The sequence below is a fragment of the Streptomyces sp. NPDC005899 genome (genome assembly GCF_040629645.1).
Classification (GTDB): Bacteria; Actinomycetota; Actinomycetes; order Streptomycetales; family Streptomycetaceae; genus Streptomyces.
In genome coordinates, this window is sequence record NZ_JBEXWB010000008.1 from 1 (window position 1) to 15,139 (window position 15,139).

The window sequence follows — 15,139 nt, forward strand, 5'->3', positions numbered from 1 at the left end:
CTCGGCGGTGACAACCAGTTCCGGTTGGTAGAAGCAGTGCGCGTCCCGGAGGTCGTACTGTCCGACCTCCAGGTCGTTGACGACCGTGGCCGTCATCCCCTGTCCGGGCCCGTAGCGGTGGCCGGCCGCCGCAGGCCCTCCAGGGGCGAGCGGGGGCGGGGCGTCGGGATGCCGGGGAACTCGAGGAAGTAGAGGATCGAGATCGACGCCGAGAAGAGCCCCGCCGCGATGTACGAACCGAGCGCCGCCTGGTGGAAGGAGAACCAGTCCAGCCCGGAGCCGAGGAGGTTGCCGACGAGCGCGGCGACCAGGAGGACGACAGCGGCGGCGGGGATGGCGAGGAAGTTCGTGCGCACGGACAGCCGGCGCAGGGCGTCGTGGTGGTCGGGCAGCGGGCGCACCGCGGCGCCCTCGGGGGGCGGGCCGGGCAGCAGCGCGGGGGCCGCGCTCTCCTTGGCCACGGTCCACAGGCGTTCGGCGGAGCCGGCCACGAAGACGGTGACGAGGACCATCAAGAGTGCCTTGTCGGGGACCCAGTCGATCCACAGCGGCGCGATGACGAGCAGAGCGAGCCGCAGCCCGTCCGCCCCGATCATCAGCCAGCGCCGGTCCACGGGGCCGCCCGGCGACGTGAGCGCCGTCAGCGGACCGAGGAGTACGGCTCCGAAGAGCACGGTGGAAAGGATGCGGGCGCCGAACACGGCGGCGACGGCGAAGGCCGCCCCGCGGTATCCGGCTCCGAAGGAGCCCTCCAGGACCGCCGCCTGCAGCGACAACAGCACAAGCACGAGAAGGGCGAGTGCATCGCCGATACTGCCGACGAGCTGGGCGCTCCACAACCGCTTGAGCGGAGGGACACGCAACAGGGCTCGTACGGCGCGCTCGCGTGAGTCTGCGGCAAGTGTGTCGGAGGTGGGGCTCACGACCAATGGCTGCTCGGCTCGCGTCATCCGCCCAGCCTATCGGCAGCCGTACGGTGACCGGGGGGCGCGTCCGAACAAACGGCCGCCGAGCTTGCCGGGGCGGGGCCGGCGGCGCCCGCCCACGGCACCTGAGGCGTCCGGAAGGGACCGGGGCGTCCGCCGAAGGAACCGGCGGCGACCGGAAGGGACCGGGGCGTCCGGAAGGGACCGGGGCATCCGCCGAAGGAACCGGTGTCGCCCGAAGGGACCGGCGGCGCCCGCCGGACCGGTCCCACGGGTCGGACGCGCGGGCCGGGCACGGGCCGTTCCACCGTTCCGTGTCGCTCTCCGCGTCGCTCTTCTGGGCAGCGGAACCGCCCTGGGCAGGGCTCTCGACGCACGGGCCGACCTCGCCGCACCCCCGCAGGCCAGCCACCCAGGCCGGTGCCCGCAAGCCGGTCAGCCCCGGACCCCGCGTCTGCGAGCACCCCCGCGAGTACCTCACGGGCCGGCCAGGCGGCCACGGTCAGGTGGCTTCGGCCGGACGGGTCCGGTCAGGCGGCTCCGGTCAGGCGGCTTCGATCAGGCGGCCTCGGTCAGTCCTCCGCCGGGGACGCCGAGGCCGTCTTCTTCGCCGCCGCCTTCTTGGCCACCGTCTTCGTCGCCGTGGCCGTGGTCTTCTTGGCCGCCGTCGTCTTCTTGGCCGCCGCCTTCTTCGTGGTCGCCTTCTTCGCCGTGGTGGCCTTCTTGGCGGGTGCCTTCTTCGCCGTCTTCTTCTTCGCCGGCCCCTTGGCCCGCTTCTCGGCGAGCAGCTCGTACCCGCGCTCCGGCGTGATGTCCTCGACGCTGTCGTCGGTGCGCAGCGTCGCGTTCGTCTCGCCGTCGGTGACGTACGCACCGAAGCGCCCGTCCTTGACGACGACCGGAGCACCGCTCACGGGGTCCGTTCCCAGCTCCTTCAGCGGCGGCTTGGCGGCCGCACGCCCGCGCTGCTTCGGCTGGGCGTAGATCGCGAGGGCCTCTTCGAGCGTGATGTCGAAGAGCTGGTCCTCCGACGTCAGCGAACGCGAGTCGGTGCCCTTCTTGAGGTACGGACCGTAGCGGCCGTTCTGAGCGGTGATCTCGACGCCGTCGGCGTCCTCACCGACGACCCGCGGCAGGGACATCAGTTTCAGCGCGTCGGCCAGCGTCACCGTGTCCAGCGACATGGACTTGAACAGCGAGGCAGTACGCGGCTTCACCGCGTTCTTGCCGGTCTTGGGAGTGCCCTCGGGCAGCACCTCGGTGACGTACGGGCCGTAGCGCCCGTCCTTCGCGATGATCTGGTGGCCGGAGACCGGGTCGGTACCGAGCTCGAAGTCACCGCTCGGCTTGGCCAGCAGCTCCTCCGCGTACTCCACCGACAGCTCGTCGGGTGCCAGGTCCTCCGGCACGTCCGCGCGCTGGTGCCCTTCGGAGTCCTTCTCGCCGCGCTCGATGTAGGGGCCGTACCTGCCGACGCGGAGCTTGATGTCGTTGCCGACGGGGAACGAGGAGATCTCCCGGGCGTCGATGGCGCCCAGGTCGGTCACGAGCTCCTTGAGGCCGCCCAGGTGGTCCCCGTCGCCGTTGCCCGCGTCGGAGGCCGCACCGGCACCGGCCGTGTCGTCGCCGGCACCGAAGTAGAAGCGCCGCAGCCACGGCACGGACTGGGCCTCGCCCCGCGCGATGCGGTCGAGGTCGTCCTCCATCCGCGCGGTGAAGTCGTAGTCGACGAGCCGGCCGAAGTGCTTCTCCAGCAGGTTGACCACGGCGAACGACAGGAACGACGGAACGAGGGCCGTCCCCTTCTTGAACACGTAGCCGCGGTCGAGGATGGTGCCGATGATCGAGGCGTACGTCGAGGGGCGGCCGATCTCGCGCTCCTCCAGCTCCTTGACCAGCGAGGCCTCGGTGTAGCGGGCCGGCGGCTTGGTGGCGTGCCCGTCGACCGTGACCTCGTCGGCGGTCAGCGCGTCGCCCTCGGCGACCTGCGGCAGACGGCGCTCGCGGTCGTCCAGCTCGGCGTTCGGGTCGTCGGCGCCCTCGACGTAGGCCTTCATGAAGCCGTGGAAGGTGATCGTCTTGCCGGACGCGGAGAACTCGGCGTCCCGGCCGTCGCTCGCCCGGCCGCCGATCTTGACGGTGACGGAGTTGCCGACGGCGTCCTTCATCTGGGAGGCGACGGTCCGCTTCCAGATCAGCTCGTAGAGCCGGAACTGGTCGCCGGTGAGACCCGTCTCGGCAGGAGTGCGGAAGCGGTCGCCCGAAGGGCGGATCGCCTCGTGCGCCTCCTGGGCGTTCTTGACCTTCCCGGCGTACGTGCGGGGCTTGTCGGGCAGGTAGTTCGCCCCGTACAGCTGCGTGACCTGCGCCCGGGCCGCGGAGACGGCGGTGTCCGAGAGGGTCGTGGAGTCCGTACGCATGTAGGTGATGAAGCCGTTCTCGTACAGCTTCTGCGCCACCTGCATCGTGGCCTTGGCCCCGAAGCCCAGCTTCCGGCTCGCCTCCTGCTGGAGGGTCGTCGTGCGGAAGGGGGCGTACGGCGAGCGGCGGTACGGCTTCGACTCGACCGAGCGGACCGCGAACGCCGAGTCGGCGAGGGCGGCGGCCAGGGCCCGGGCGTTCGTCTCGTCCAGGTGCAGCGTCTGGCCGGAAGCGGACTTCAGCTGCCCGTCCGGGCCGAAGTCGCGGCCCTGGGCGATGCGGCGCCCGTCGACCGCGCTGAGGCGGGCGGTGAGCGTCGAGGGGTCCGAGGCGTCGCCGGTCCGCCCGGTGGCGAAGGTGCCCGTGAGGTCCCAGTACTCGGCGGAACGGAAGGCGATGCGCTCGCGCTCCCGCTCGACGACGAGACGGGTGGCGACGGACTGGACACGGCCCGCGGACAGCCGCGGCATGACCTTCTTCCACAGGACCGGCGAGACCTCGTAACCGTAGAGGCGGTCGAGGATGCGGCGGGTCTCCTGGGCGTCGACCATGCGCTGGTTGAGCTCACGCGGATTGGCGACGGCGGCCCGGATCGCGTCCTTGGTGATCTCGTGGAACACCATCCGGTGGACCGGGACCTTGGGCCTGAGGACTTCCTGCAGGTGCCACGCGATGGCTTCGCCCTCGCGGTCCTCATCGGTGGCGAGGAAAAGTTCGTCGGATTCGGCAAGAAGCTGCTTCAGCTTCCTGACCTGGGCCTTCTTGTCGGCATTGACGACGTAGATCGGCTGGAAGTCGTTTTCGACGTCCACGCCGAGGCGGCGTACCTCACCGGTGTACTCGTCCGGCACCTCGGCGGCGCCGTTCGGCAGGTCGCGGATGTGCCCGACGCTCGCCTCGACGACGTATCCGGGGCCGAGATAGCCCTTGATCGTCTTCGCCTTGGCAGGCGACTCGACGATGACGAGTCGGCGGCCTGCGGTCTCGCTGGTCGGGGACAACTTCGCTCTTCTCTCCGGTCGGCACTCGTGGGCATCCGGGCAGCGCTCTGGCGCTGCCTGCGGTGCTGTCGCTGCGGAGTGTGACGGTACAACCCGCCCCCGTGTCAAACGGCAAAAGCCCGCAACGGCCACTCGAACGGTAACCCGACTTCCGCCATTCCTGCCGCCCGGACTGCCCGGTCCGCACTTCGCACCCTTCCCGCCTGCGCGTTTCCGGGTGGTCCCGAGGCCTGTGCGGCGGGGCCGTTCCCCGGCCGGGATACGGCCCGGCCGGCGGCGCGGATCAAGCGCGGGTGAGGCACCACACGCCGAGAACGAGGAAGAGTGCGCCGAAGAACGTCGCCAGGGCGGTGGAGGCGACGGGGCTCACACCGTGCGCCACCGGCGCATGCTGAATGGTGCGCGCCCCTGTCCAGACGAGGAGGGCGGTACCGAAGAGGGCGAAGGCCGCTCCGGCGAAGACCGCTGTGACGCTCTCCATGCCCGTACTCCTCTCACCCGGTCCGCACGCTGTCGGCTGAGGGGAGACTGCCACCGTGCGGCAGCACGGGGACGAACCGCGGGTGAACACCGCGCAGCCGTCGCGGGAACGGCCCGGGTGGCCTCCACGCGCCGGGAGGGCGGTCCCTGCGGGCGCGAGCGGCACCGGCCGGGGAGCCGGGGCGGACACCACCCACACGGGAGACGCCGGACACGGACAACCGGTACAGACGCCACCCCGGGTCGGACGCCACCGGGAAGACGCCGGACGGCAAAAGCCTGGGCACCTCGCATACGTACGGGCGCATGGCACACCGCGGCACTGGTCACGCCCCATACGGGCGCGGCACGCCGCCTCCCAGGTCATGCCACGTTCTGGCTCGCGGTACACCTCGTCGCAGGTCACACCACGTTCGGGCACGCCGTACACCTCGTCGCGGGTCCGCGTGGACGAACACAGCGGCCGAGTGCCCCGCTCCGGCGCGCTGCCCGCCCGGTGGGGGCGGGCAGCGCGCCGGTCACCGGAGGGTCGTGCCGTCCCGCAACGGCTCCAGGAAGCCCTCCTCCACCAGCAGGCGGATCGCCTGCGGCGTGCGGTCGCGCAGCAGTACCGGGTCCTCGGCCATCAGCTGGGCGATGGCGTCCAGGATCCGGCCGGCCGGCAGCGACCCGTCGCACACCCCCGCGAAGCCCGCTCCGACCGCGTCGACCTTGGTCGCCCGGCGCATCCCGCGGTTCTGACGCAGCACCACGTGCTCGGGGTCCTCCGCCCCCGGCAGGCCGACCTGCTCCTGCACGACCTCCTCCGCGAGCGTGAAGTGTGCGGCCAGCAAGGCCGCGTCGTCGTGCGCGCGCAGGTAGTCCTGTCGTGCGAAGTGCTCCTCGACGGCCGGCCCCAAGGGCTGTTCCACGGCGTGCGGCCACTCCTCGGCCACGATGGACGGCTGCCCGGCTCCGGCCGCGGCGGACTTCCTGAGCGTGATCCAGCCGAATCCGACCGCCTTCGTGCCGCGGGCCTCGAACTCGTCCAGCCAGGCCTCGTACCGCTGGGCGTACACGGCGGGATCCGTGCGGTGGTCACCGCTGTCGCGCAGCCACAGCTCGGCGTACTGCGTGATGTCCTGCACCTCGCGCTGCACGATCCAGGCGTCGCAGCCGGACGGAACCCAGGCGCGGACCCGGTCCTGCCACTCCTCGCCCTGCACGTGCTGCCAGTTGGCGAGGAACTGCGCGTACCCGCCCTCGTTCAGCCGGTCCCCGGCCTGCTGCACCAGAATCCGGCACAGGTCGTCACCGCCCATCCCGCCGTCTCGGTACGTCAGCCGGGCACCCGGCGAGATGACGAAGGGCGGGTTGGAGACGATCAGGTCGTACGTGTCGGTGCCGACCGGCTCGAAGAGGGAACCCTCCCGCAGATCGGCCGGAGCGGCGTCCGACAGGGCGAGGGTGAGCCGGGTGAACTCCAGTGCACGCGGGTTGACGTCCGTGGCCGTGACGCGGGTCGCGTGCTGGGCGGCGTGGAGCGCCTGGATCCCCGAACCCGTACCGACGTCGAGGGCGGAGGCCACCGGCCGCCGCACGGTGATTCCGGCGAGCGTGGTGGACGCCCCGCCGACACCGAGGACGACCCCTTCCTCGTGCGAGCCGATGCCTCCGGCTCCGCCGACCGCGCACCCGAGGTCGGAGACGATGAACCAGTCCTGGCCCTCGGGCCCGCCGTACGGCCGGACATCGACGGTCGCGCTCACCAGGTCGCCGCCCTCGCGCCTCACCCAGCCGTCCTCCAGGCACTCCTCCAGGGGGAGCGCGGCTGCGGCCCGGGCCGCCGGGACCGGGCGCTGGAGCAGGAACAACCGCACCAGCGTGTCGAGCGGCGCGTCGCCTCGCGTGGCCCGTAGCGCGGGGACGGTCTCGCTGCGGGCGAGCGCGGCGTAGGCGGGCGCGCCGAGGCGCTCCAGGAGCCCGTCCGCGGTGAAGGCGGCGGCGATCAGGGCTTCGCGGAGCCGGGGGGTGCGGGCGGATGCGGGGAGGCTGGTCGTACTCACCCGCCCATTGTCACCGCTCCCGCCGACAACGGCAGCGGCCCGGCACCCACCAGGGGTGTCCGGGCCGCGGCACACGTCCTGCGGTTACGACTTCCCGGTCGCCGACGCCGACGGTGAAGCGGACTTCGACGGCGAGGCGGGCTTCGACGGCGCAGCCGACTTCGACGCCGCCGCCGGGGCGGAGGGGGCGGAGGCGGGCGGGGCGGACGGCTTCGGCTTCTGGCAGCCCTTCTGCTTCGCCATGGCCGAGCCGACCTCTCCGGACTGCAGCTTCTTCAGCGCCTGGTCGCCACTGGTGCTGATCTTGTTCAGCTCGTCCGCGACGCCCTTGAGGCCGTCGGCGAACTTCGCCTGGTCCCCGGTGTCGAGTGCGTCCACCTTCGTCTTGAGGTTCGCGTAGGCCACGGAGGAGGCGTTGAGCTCCTTCACGGCTTCTCGCTGCGTCGTCTCGCCGTCGTCCACGGGCGGCGGGCCCGCCGAGTCCACAGCCGCGCCCAGCGCCTTGTATGCCTGCGAGATCTGCTGGAAGGCTGCCGCGTCGGTCTTCTGAACATCGGCGGGCTTGCTGTTGTCAGCCGTCTGCTGCTGGATCGCGGCGTTGGCGTTCGCGATCTTCTGCAGTTGCGGCTGGACCTGGTCGCAGACCTTCTTCGCCCAGTCGTTCACCTTGTTGTCGCTGTCGTCGCTGCAGCCCGACAGCGTCAGTACGAGTACCGCACCGCCGGACAGTGCGGCTGCAAGCTTCTTGTTCACCGGATTGGGTCCCTTCCAAGGCTCTCGGCCCCGGAACTTACACGCCAAGTGGGCGACATTCAGGCGCCGAGAATCCGATGTGCGGGCTTTTGCAGCCATTTGCACCAAGGGAAATGAGGGAGATACCACTCGCCCCGTACTCAGACACCAGTGCGGATGCACCCGCGCCCGGCGACTCGGCCCGGTGACCGGCACCGCGGACGGGTAGTCAGCTGTTCCCGGCCGCAGCCTTCCTGATCACCGGTCACCGGCTCCCCGGCGGCTCCGGCTCCGCCGACGGGCCGTCGGGGCGCGGCTCAGGACCCGGCCGGAGGCCCCGCCGAGTCAGCGGGGCGACCGCCGCCCCCGCCCCGCTCCTCCTGGTCACCCACGGCGATCCCACGCCGCTTGGAGACGAGGACAGCGCCGATGACGACGGAGATGGCGAACACGGCCACCACGGCCCGCACTCCCGCGCTCGCGTCGTCGCCGTAACTGAACTGCACGACGGCAGGGGCGATGAGCAGCGCCACCAGGTTCATCACCTTGAGGAGCGGGTTGATCGCCGGTCCGGCCGTGTCCTTGAAGGGGTCACCGACCGTGTCACCGATGACCGTCGCGGCGTGCGCGTCACTGCCCTTGCCGCCGTGGTGACCGTCCTCCACGAGTTTCTTCGCGTTGTCCCACGCGCCACCGGAGTTGGCGAGGAAGACCGCCATCAGAGCACCCGTGGCGATCGCTCCGGCGAGGTACGAGCCGAGCGCGCCCACTCCCAGGGTGAAGCCCACGGCGATCGGCGCCAGGACCGCCAGAAGCCCCGGCGTCGCCAGCTCGCGCAGCGCGTCCTTGGTGCAGATGTCCACCACACGGCCGTATTCCGGCTTCTCCGTGAAGTCCATGATTCCGGGGTGCTCGCGGAACTGCCGCCGGACCTCGTGGACCACCGCCCCCGCCGAACGGGAGACGGCGTTGATGGCCAGCCCCGAGAACAGGAAGACGACCGCGGCCCCGAGGATCAGGCCCACCAGATTGTTGGGCTGGGAGATGTCCAGGCTCAGCCCGAGGTCGCCGGCTCCGGCACCCACGTCCTCGACCGCCGTGGCGATGGCGTCCCGGTACGAGCCGAAGAGCGCCGCCGCCGCCAGGACGGCTGTGGCGATCGCGATGCCCTTGGTGATGGCCTTGGTCGTGTTGCCCACGGCGTCCAGGTCCGTCAGCACCTGTGCGCCCGCGCCCGTCACGTCACCCGACATCTCGGCGATGCCCTGGGCGTTGTCCGAGACCGGTCCGAAGGTGTCCATCGCGACGATGACCCCCACGGTGGTGAGAAGACCGGTCCCGGCCAGGGCCACCGCGAAGAGCGCCAGCGTGATCGATGTCCCGCCGAGCAGGAACGCCCCGTAGACGCCCAGGCCGATCAGCAGCGCCGTGTAGACGGCTGACTCGAGACCGATGGAGATGCCGGTGAGGATGACGGTCGCCGGACCGGTCAGTGACGACTTGCCGATGTCGCGGACAGGGCGCCTGCTCGTCTCGGTGAAGTAACCGGTGAGCTGCTGGATCAGCGCGGCCAGCACGATCCCGATGGCGACGGCCACCAGGGCGAAGACCCGGGGGTCGCCGCCGTGCGACGCGACGGCGCTGTCGTCGACCCCGTCCAGATCGGCGTAGGAGGACGGCAGGTAGACGTAGACCGCCACCGCCACCAGGGCGAGCGAGGTGACCGCCGAGACGAAGAAGCCCCGGTTGATGGCCGTCATCCCGCTCCGGTCCGCGCTCCTGGGTGCGACAGCGAGAATCCCGATCATCGCGGTGATCACACCGATGGCCGGAACGATCAGGGGAAACGCCAGGCCCGCGTCCCCGAAGGCGGCCTTGCCCAGGATGAGCGCGGCCACGAGCGTCACGGCGTACGACTCGAAGAGATCGGCCGCCATACCCGCGCAGTCGCCGACGTTGTCGCCCACGTTGTCGGCGATGGTCGCCGCATTGCGCGGGTCGTCCTCGGGGATGCCCTGTTCGACCTTGCCCACCAGGTCGGCACCCACGTCGGCGGCCTTGGTGAAGATGCCGCCCCCGACCCTCATGAACATGGCGATCAGCGCAGCTCCCAGGCCGAACCCCTCCAGCACCCTGGGCGCGTCGGCGGCGTAGACGAGGACGACCGAGCAGGCCCCCAGCAGCCCGAGACCCACCGTGATCATCCCGACCACGCCACCCGTGCGAAAGGCGATCTTCGTCGCCTTGTGGGAAACGGAGGCGAGATCCCTTTCCGGCTCCCCTTCCGAGGGCGTGGCCTCACGAGCGGCAGCGGCCACCCGCACGTTGCTGCGTACGGCGAGCCGCATACCGATGTATCCGGTGGCCGCCGAGAAAAGGGCGCCGACCAGGAAGAACAACGAGCGTCCCGCACGCTGCGACCAGTTGTCGGCCGGGAGCAGGAGAAGGAGGAAGAACACGACGACCGCGAAGATTCCGACGGTCCCCAGTTGTCGTGCCAGATAGGCATTGGCACCTTCCTGCACAGCCGAGGCGATCTCCTTCATGCGGTCGGTGCCCTCACCGGCCGCCAGGACCTGGCGTACCAGCAACCGGGCGACGACCAGCGCGGCCAAGGCGACGACCGCGATGACGACGACGATCACCCGGTCGTCATGGGTGAGGGTCGCGGCTGCGAGTGACGTGGAACTGCCGGAAGGCAGGGGGAGGCGCGTCGGTTCTGCCGTTGGGGCGTTGAAGAGCAGTGGAGTGTTGAAGGCCATTGGGGTGTTGAAGAACTCCGCCATACGTCCTCCTTGACGCTCAGCGCACAAGACGTGGACGGATTGTAGGGAGCACAGCCTGATCAGAACAGTGGATGGTCCATGAAATCGAGTTCCGTCCCCCAATGACAATTGATCGCTACCGCTTATGCACCCGAACGCAGTAATGGGGCAGACGCGTGGCGGGCGCGGAAATCCCGAAACGGAAAGTCGCACGGAAAAGCAGGGAATCGTTCCGGGCAAACAAAAAAGCCCTGCTCAGCAGGGCGCGCCACCGACCGCCCGTCCCACCTGGAGAGCGAGGAGGCGCAGGTCATGGCATGGGTGTCTTGGGGCCCCAGGTCATGGCACACCAGGTCACGGGGACACCGGATCGTGGCTCCCGGGGCGTGGCCCGCAGGTCCTGAGATCAGGTCCAGAAGTAGGTCGGGCAGGTCCTGAGACCAGGTCCAGAAGTAGGTCGGGCCACTCAGGGCAGCGCGACCGCCGGCATCGTCGGCCAGGTCATACGGATCACTTCGCCGTCGGCCCCCGAGCGCACGTCCATGTCGTCGACCAGGCCGCTGATGACCGCGAGACCCATGTCGTCCTCGCTGTCCGCTTCGGCATCGGGCTCGTCCGACCCGCCGCTCCCGGTGGCACCGAGCGAAGAGGCGCCACTCCCAGGGCCGGGGACGCTGTCGCCCACCTCGATGGAGAACGCTTTCTCCTCCTCGGTCAGCACAACGGTGACCGGAGCGGTGATGGCATGGCTGCGATGCAGTCCGACGGCGCGGCTGCACGCCTCACCCACGGCGAGTCTCACCTCGTCGAGCACCGCCTCGTCGACGCCGGCCCTGCGTGCCACGGCGGCAGCCACGAGGCGGGCCGTCCTGACGTGCTCGGGCTGAGCGCTGAAGCGGAGTTCAACGGTTGGCATGCCATCCCCCTCGAACTTACGGGTGTACGTCTCAGGGGAACCGGGCGTGGCGCCCGGTGCCCCTGCTCTCGATCGCCTCCGGAACCGACAGAGCCGACAGCCGGCCCGGATGGGTCGGCCGCCTACTCCGAGGCGGCACGTCTCCGGGCCGCCCACCGGCCTGCCTTCGCCGGCCGACCGCGGAGCGGCCGACCGCACGCCGACGGCTCAGTCGGTGGCCGCGACAGCCTCGTCGACCGTGGTGTGAATGGGGAACACCTTGGTGAGGCCAGTGATCCGGAAAATCTTGAGAATGCGCTCCTGGTTGCAGACCAGACGCAGCGAGCCCTCATGGGCCCGGACACGCTTCAAGCCACCCACCAGAACGCCGAGACCGGTGGAGTCGAGAAAATCGACACCTTCCATGTCGACAACCAGGTGGTAGCTGCCGTCATTCACCAGCTCGACCAACTGCTCGCGCAGCTTGGGCGCGGTATACACATCAATCTCGCCACCGACCTCGACGACCGTACGGTCGCCACCAGGGCCAGACACATTGCGAGTCGACAGGGACAGGTCCACGGATCCTCCAGCACCTTGCTATCGAGCGGTCGCCCCTCGGTCTCCCCGGCGGAGGCCAGGGGACGGATCGCCAGCCGCGATGGCATTCAATCACTTACCGGCAGCCATGCACGACGCCTTGGGGCCATTGTCCGTCACGCCAGTGACACACTCGATGCCGATGGCCAAGAATCACCGCCCCAGTCGACCACCCGAGAACGCGGGCCCGCGCCCCTCTCCGGAGGTGGTTCTCGACCGGCTCGCCGCAGGGGCGGGCCGGGCAGCGCGCATCACTCATACGGAGCACCTGCCCCCGCGTGCGGGTTCTCATGCCCTCTGGCCGGACCGCATCCGGCCCGAGGTGATCTCCGCAATCGGCCGGGCCGGAATCGACCATCCGTGGACCCACCAGGCGCTGGCGGCCGAGCACGCCCTGTCCGGCGAGTCGGTCGTCATCGCCACCGGGACGGCGTCCGGGAAGTCACTGGCTTACCTGGCCCCGGTGCTCAGCACCCTCCTCGACGGCTCGGAGGCCCCGAACGGCCGCGGCACGACGGCTCTGTACCTCGCCCCGACGAAGGCCTTGGCCGCGGACCAGAGGAGGGCGGTAAAGGCACTCGCGGCTCCCTTGGGCGCCGCTGTCCGGCCGGCCGTCTACGACGGGGACACGCCGGTGGAAGAACGCGAATGGGTGCGTCAGTACGCCAACTACGTCCTCACGAACCCCGACATGCTGCACCGGGGGATCCTCCCGTCCCACCCCCGGTGGGCCGCCTTCCTGCGCGCCCTGCGCTTCGTCGTCATCGATGAATGCCACACCTACCGAGGTGTCTTCGGGTCCCACGTAGCCCAGGTGCTCCGCCGTCTGCGGCGCCTGTGTGCCCGATACGGCTCCGATCCCGTCTTCCTCCTCGCCTCGGCCACCTCGGCGCGTCCGGCGGATGCCGCGTGCCGCCTCACCGGTCTGCCGGTCAAGGAGGTCGCCGACGACGCGTCTCCCCGTGGTGAGACGGTCTTCGCCCTCTGGGAACCGCCGCTGACAGACCTCCACGGCGAGAAGGGGGCTCCGGTCCGCCGTACCGCCACGGCCGAGACCGCCGACCTCCTGACCGACCTGACCGTCCAGGGCGTCCGCTCGGTGGCCTTCGTGCGCTCCCGTCGCGGTGCCGAGCTCATCTCCGTCATCGCCAAGGAACGCCTGGCCGAGGTGGACCGCTCCCTGCCCGCGCGCGTCGCCGCCTACCGGGGCGGTTACCTGCCCGAGGAGCGCCGCGCCCTGGAGAAGGCCCTGCACTCCGGCGAGCTGCTCGGCCTGGCCGCCACGACCGCCCTGGAGCTCGGCATCGACGTAGCCGGTCTTGATGCCGTCATCATCGCCGGCTACCCGGGCACCCGGGCGTCCCTGTGGCAGCAGGCGGGCCGCGCGGGACGCTCGGGCCGGGGCGCCCTGGCCATTCTGGTGGCCCGGGACGATCCGCTGGACACATTCCTCGTCCACCATCCCGAGGCGCTCTTCCAGCAGCCCGTGGAGTCGACCGTCCTTGACCCGGACAACCCGTACGTCCTGGCTCCCCACCTCTGTGCCGCTGCCGCCGAGCTCCCCCTCACTCCGGCCGACATCACGCTCTTCGGGCCCGCGGTACCCGAACTCCTGCCGCAGCTGGAGGCCGCCAAGCTGCTGCGCCGACGCGCGACGGGCTGGCACTGGACCCGCCGTGAACGGGCTGCCGACCTCACCGACATCCGCGGTGGCGGGGGCCGCCCGGTGCAGATCGTGGAGGAAGGGACCGGACGGCTACTGGGCACCGTCGACGAGTCGGCCGCCCACACCGCCGTGCACGAGGGCGCCGTACACCTCCACCAGGGCCGGACGTACCTGGTGCGGAAACTCGACCTGGGCGACTCGGTCGCCCTGGTGGAGGAGGCCGTGCCGCCGTACTCGACCAACGCACGCGACACCACCGCCATCAGCGTGCTGGAGACCGACACCGAGGTGCCTTGGGGTGAGGGCCGGCTCTGTTTCGGCTCCGTCGAGGTCACCAACCAGGTCGTCTCCTACCTGCGGCGCAGGCTCATCACCGGGGAGGTCCTGGGCGAGACGAAACTCGACCTGCCACCCCGCACCCTTCGCACGCGCGCGGTGTGGTGGACGGTGACCGAGGAACAGCTCGACGCCGCCCGGATCACCCCGGAGATTCTCGGTGGCGCCCTGCACGCGGCTGAGCACGCCGCCATCGGGATGCTGCCGCTCTTCGCCACGTGCGACCGCTGGGACATCGGCGGCGTCTCCGTACCTCTGCACCCGGACACCCTGTTGCCCACGGTGTTCGTCTACGACGGCCACCCCGGCGGTGCCGGTTTCGCCGAACGGGCCTTCGCCACGGCCCGCGGATGGCTCACGGCGACCCGCCAGGCCATCGCCTCGTGCGAGTGCGAGGCCGGCTGCCCGTCCTGCATCCAGTCCCCCAAGTGCGGCAACGGCAACGAGCCCTTGCACAAGCGAGGCGCGGTACGTCTCCTGGCCGAACTGCTACGAACCGCACCGCCGGACCAGTAGGCCGTCCGACAGCCGTGAACACCCAGGACTGGCGCCGCCCGGTGCGCGATCGTTCTCCACCGGCGGTCACTTCCCGGCGGGCTCCCGGGCGGGCTCCTCTCGGCCGAGCCATCGCCGAGGGGACGGGCGCGTGGCCGGTCCCGGGTCGTGCCATCGCCACGGGGCGGGCGCAGGGGCCGGTCCCGGGTCGTGCCATCGCCACGGGGCGGGCGCGGGGCCCACCCCCCCCGGGGGGTATGCGCCCCGGCCCGCGCGGGGACACCTTGCTGATGCTGACACCGGTGGCGGCGGGGAAGAACGGCAGAGTGCCCAGCACGTGCGCGGTCACCTTCCCGGCCGTCAACGGTCTCGCACCCACGCAGAGGCCCTTTCGACGGGTTCCCGGGCCGCGCACCCGCCTGCTCCCGGCCGGTCGCGTAGTCCCCAAGGAGCATCTGCCCCGAAGCCGTCACCTGGACCGCCGCCCGGCCGCCCCCGGCTTTCCACCGGGCAGCGCCGGCGACACCACCGGCCACGCCGCGGTCCGTATCGCAGCGCTGGTCGGTGACCGACTCATCCCTTCGACCGCCGACGCCCGCAGGCAGGTGCTGCGTGGCCCGCTCCGGATGCCCACTCAGCAGGTGCCACGTAGGCACGCGAGTGCCTGCGCTCGGACAGACCGAGTACGCCCGCATCCATGCTCACCCGAGCGAGACCGAGTACGCCCGCATCCATGCTCACCCGAGCGAGACCGAGTACGCCCCCGCAGATGCCCAC

At 70.8% G+C, this 15,139-nt stretch carries 8 protein-coding genes and 1 pseudogene; 1 reads left to right on the top strand and 8 read right to left on the bottom strand.

Going from position 1 to position 15,139, the window contains the following annotated elements:
* Positions 1-95 precede the first annotated feature (95 nt).
* From ABZ371_RS02105 to ABZ371_RS02140, 8 genes and pseudogenes are all read right to left on the bottom strand, one after another.
* A pseudogene (locus ABZ371_RS02105) lies at positions 96-950 on the bottom strand (dTMP kinase); the annotation flags it as partial.
* A 548-nt stretch (positions 951-1,498) separates the two neighbouring features.
* Positions 1,499-4,348 carry a type I DNA topoisomerase gene (gene topA / locus ABZ371_RS02110; RefSeq protein WP_358672660.1) on the bottom strand — a complete coding sequence of 950 codons (2,850 nt, stop codon included), beginning with the start codon at positions 4,346-4,348 and terminating at the stop codon, positions 1,499-1,501.
* A 283-nt stretch (positions 4,349-4,631) separates the two neighbouring features.
* Positions 4,632-4,829, bottom strand: a complete 198-nt coding sequence (locus ABZ371_RS02115; RefSeq protein WP_358672661.1) for a hypothetical protein — start codon at positions 4,827-4,829, stop codon at positions 4,632-4,634.
* A gap of 517 nt (positions 4,830-5,346) precedes the next feature.
* Positions 5,347-6,873 carry a methyltransferase gene (locus ABZ371_RS02120; protein WP_358672662.1) on the bottom strand — a complete coding sequence of 509 codons (1,527 nt, stop codon included), beginning with the start codon at positions 6,871-6,873 and terminating at the stop codon, positions 5,347-5,349.
* 84 nt (positions 6,874-6,957) lie between these two features.
* Positions 6,958-7,626, bottom strand: a complete 669-nt coding sequence (locus tag ABZ371_RS02125) for a small secreted protein (protein ID WP_358672663.1) — start codon at positions 7,624-7,626, stop codon at positions 6,958-6,960.
* 296 nt (positions 7,627-7,922) lie between these two features.
* Positions 7,923-10,391, bottom strand: coding sequence for a sodium-translocating pyrophosphatase (locus tag ABZ371_RS02130; RefSeq protein WP_358672664.1), 2,469 nt, complete (start codon positions 10,389-10,391; stop codon positions 7,923-7,925).
* Positions 10,392-10,836: 445 nt separating this feature from the next.
* Positions 10,837-11,286, bottom strand: a complete 450-nt coding sequence (locus ABZ371_RS02135; protein WP_358672665.1) for an ATP-binding protein — start codon at positions 11,284-11,286, stop codon at positions 10,837-10,839.
* A gap of 207 nt (positions 11,287-11,493) precedes the next feature.
* Complete coding sequence (locus ABZ371_RS02140; protein WP_003967428.1) at positions 11,494-11,847, bottom strand: STAS domain-containing protein; 354 nt, start codon at positions 11,845-11,847, stop codon at positions 11,494-11,496.
* A gap of 79 nt (positions 11,848-11,926) precedes the next feature.
* Between ABZ371_RS02140 and ABZ371_RS02145 the strand changes: the two genes are divergently transcribed.
* The gene (locus ABZ371_RS02145) at positions 11,927-14,383 is read left to right on the top strand and encodes a DEAD/DEAH box helicase (RefSeq protein WP_358672666.1); all 2,457 of its coding nucleotides are present in this window, start codon (positions 11,927-11,929) and stop codon (positions 14,381-14,383) included.
* The last annotated feature ends 756 nt before the right edge of the window (positions 14,384-15,139 follow it).

Coding starts and splice junctions, on each gene's coding strand:
- ABZ371_RS02145 (WP_358672666.1), top strand. CDS start 11,927: ATGGCATTCAATCACTTACCGGCAGCCATGCACGACGCCTTGGGGCCA.
- ABZ371_RS02130 (WP_358672664.1), bottom strand. CDS start 10,391: ATGGCGGAGTTCTTCAACACCCCAATGGCCTTCAACACTCCACTGCTC.
- ABZ371_RS02115 (WP_358672661.1), bottom strand. CDS start 4,829: ATGGAGAGCGTCACAGCGGTCTTCGCCGGAGCGGCCTTCGCCCTCTTC.
- ABZ371_RS02135 (WP_358672665.1), bottom strand. CDS start 11,286: ATGCCAACCGTTGAACTCCGCTTCAGCGCTCAGCCCGAGCACGTCAGG.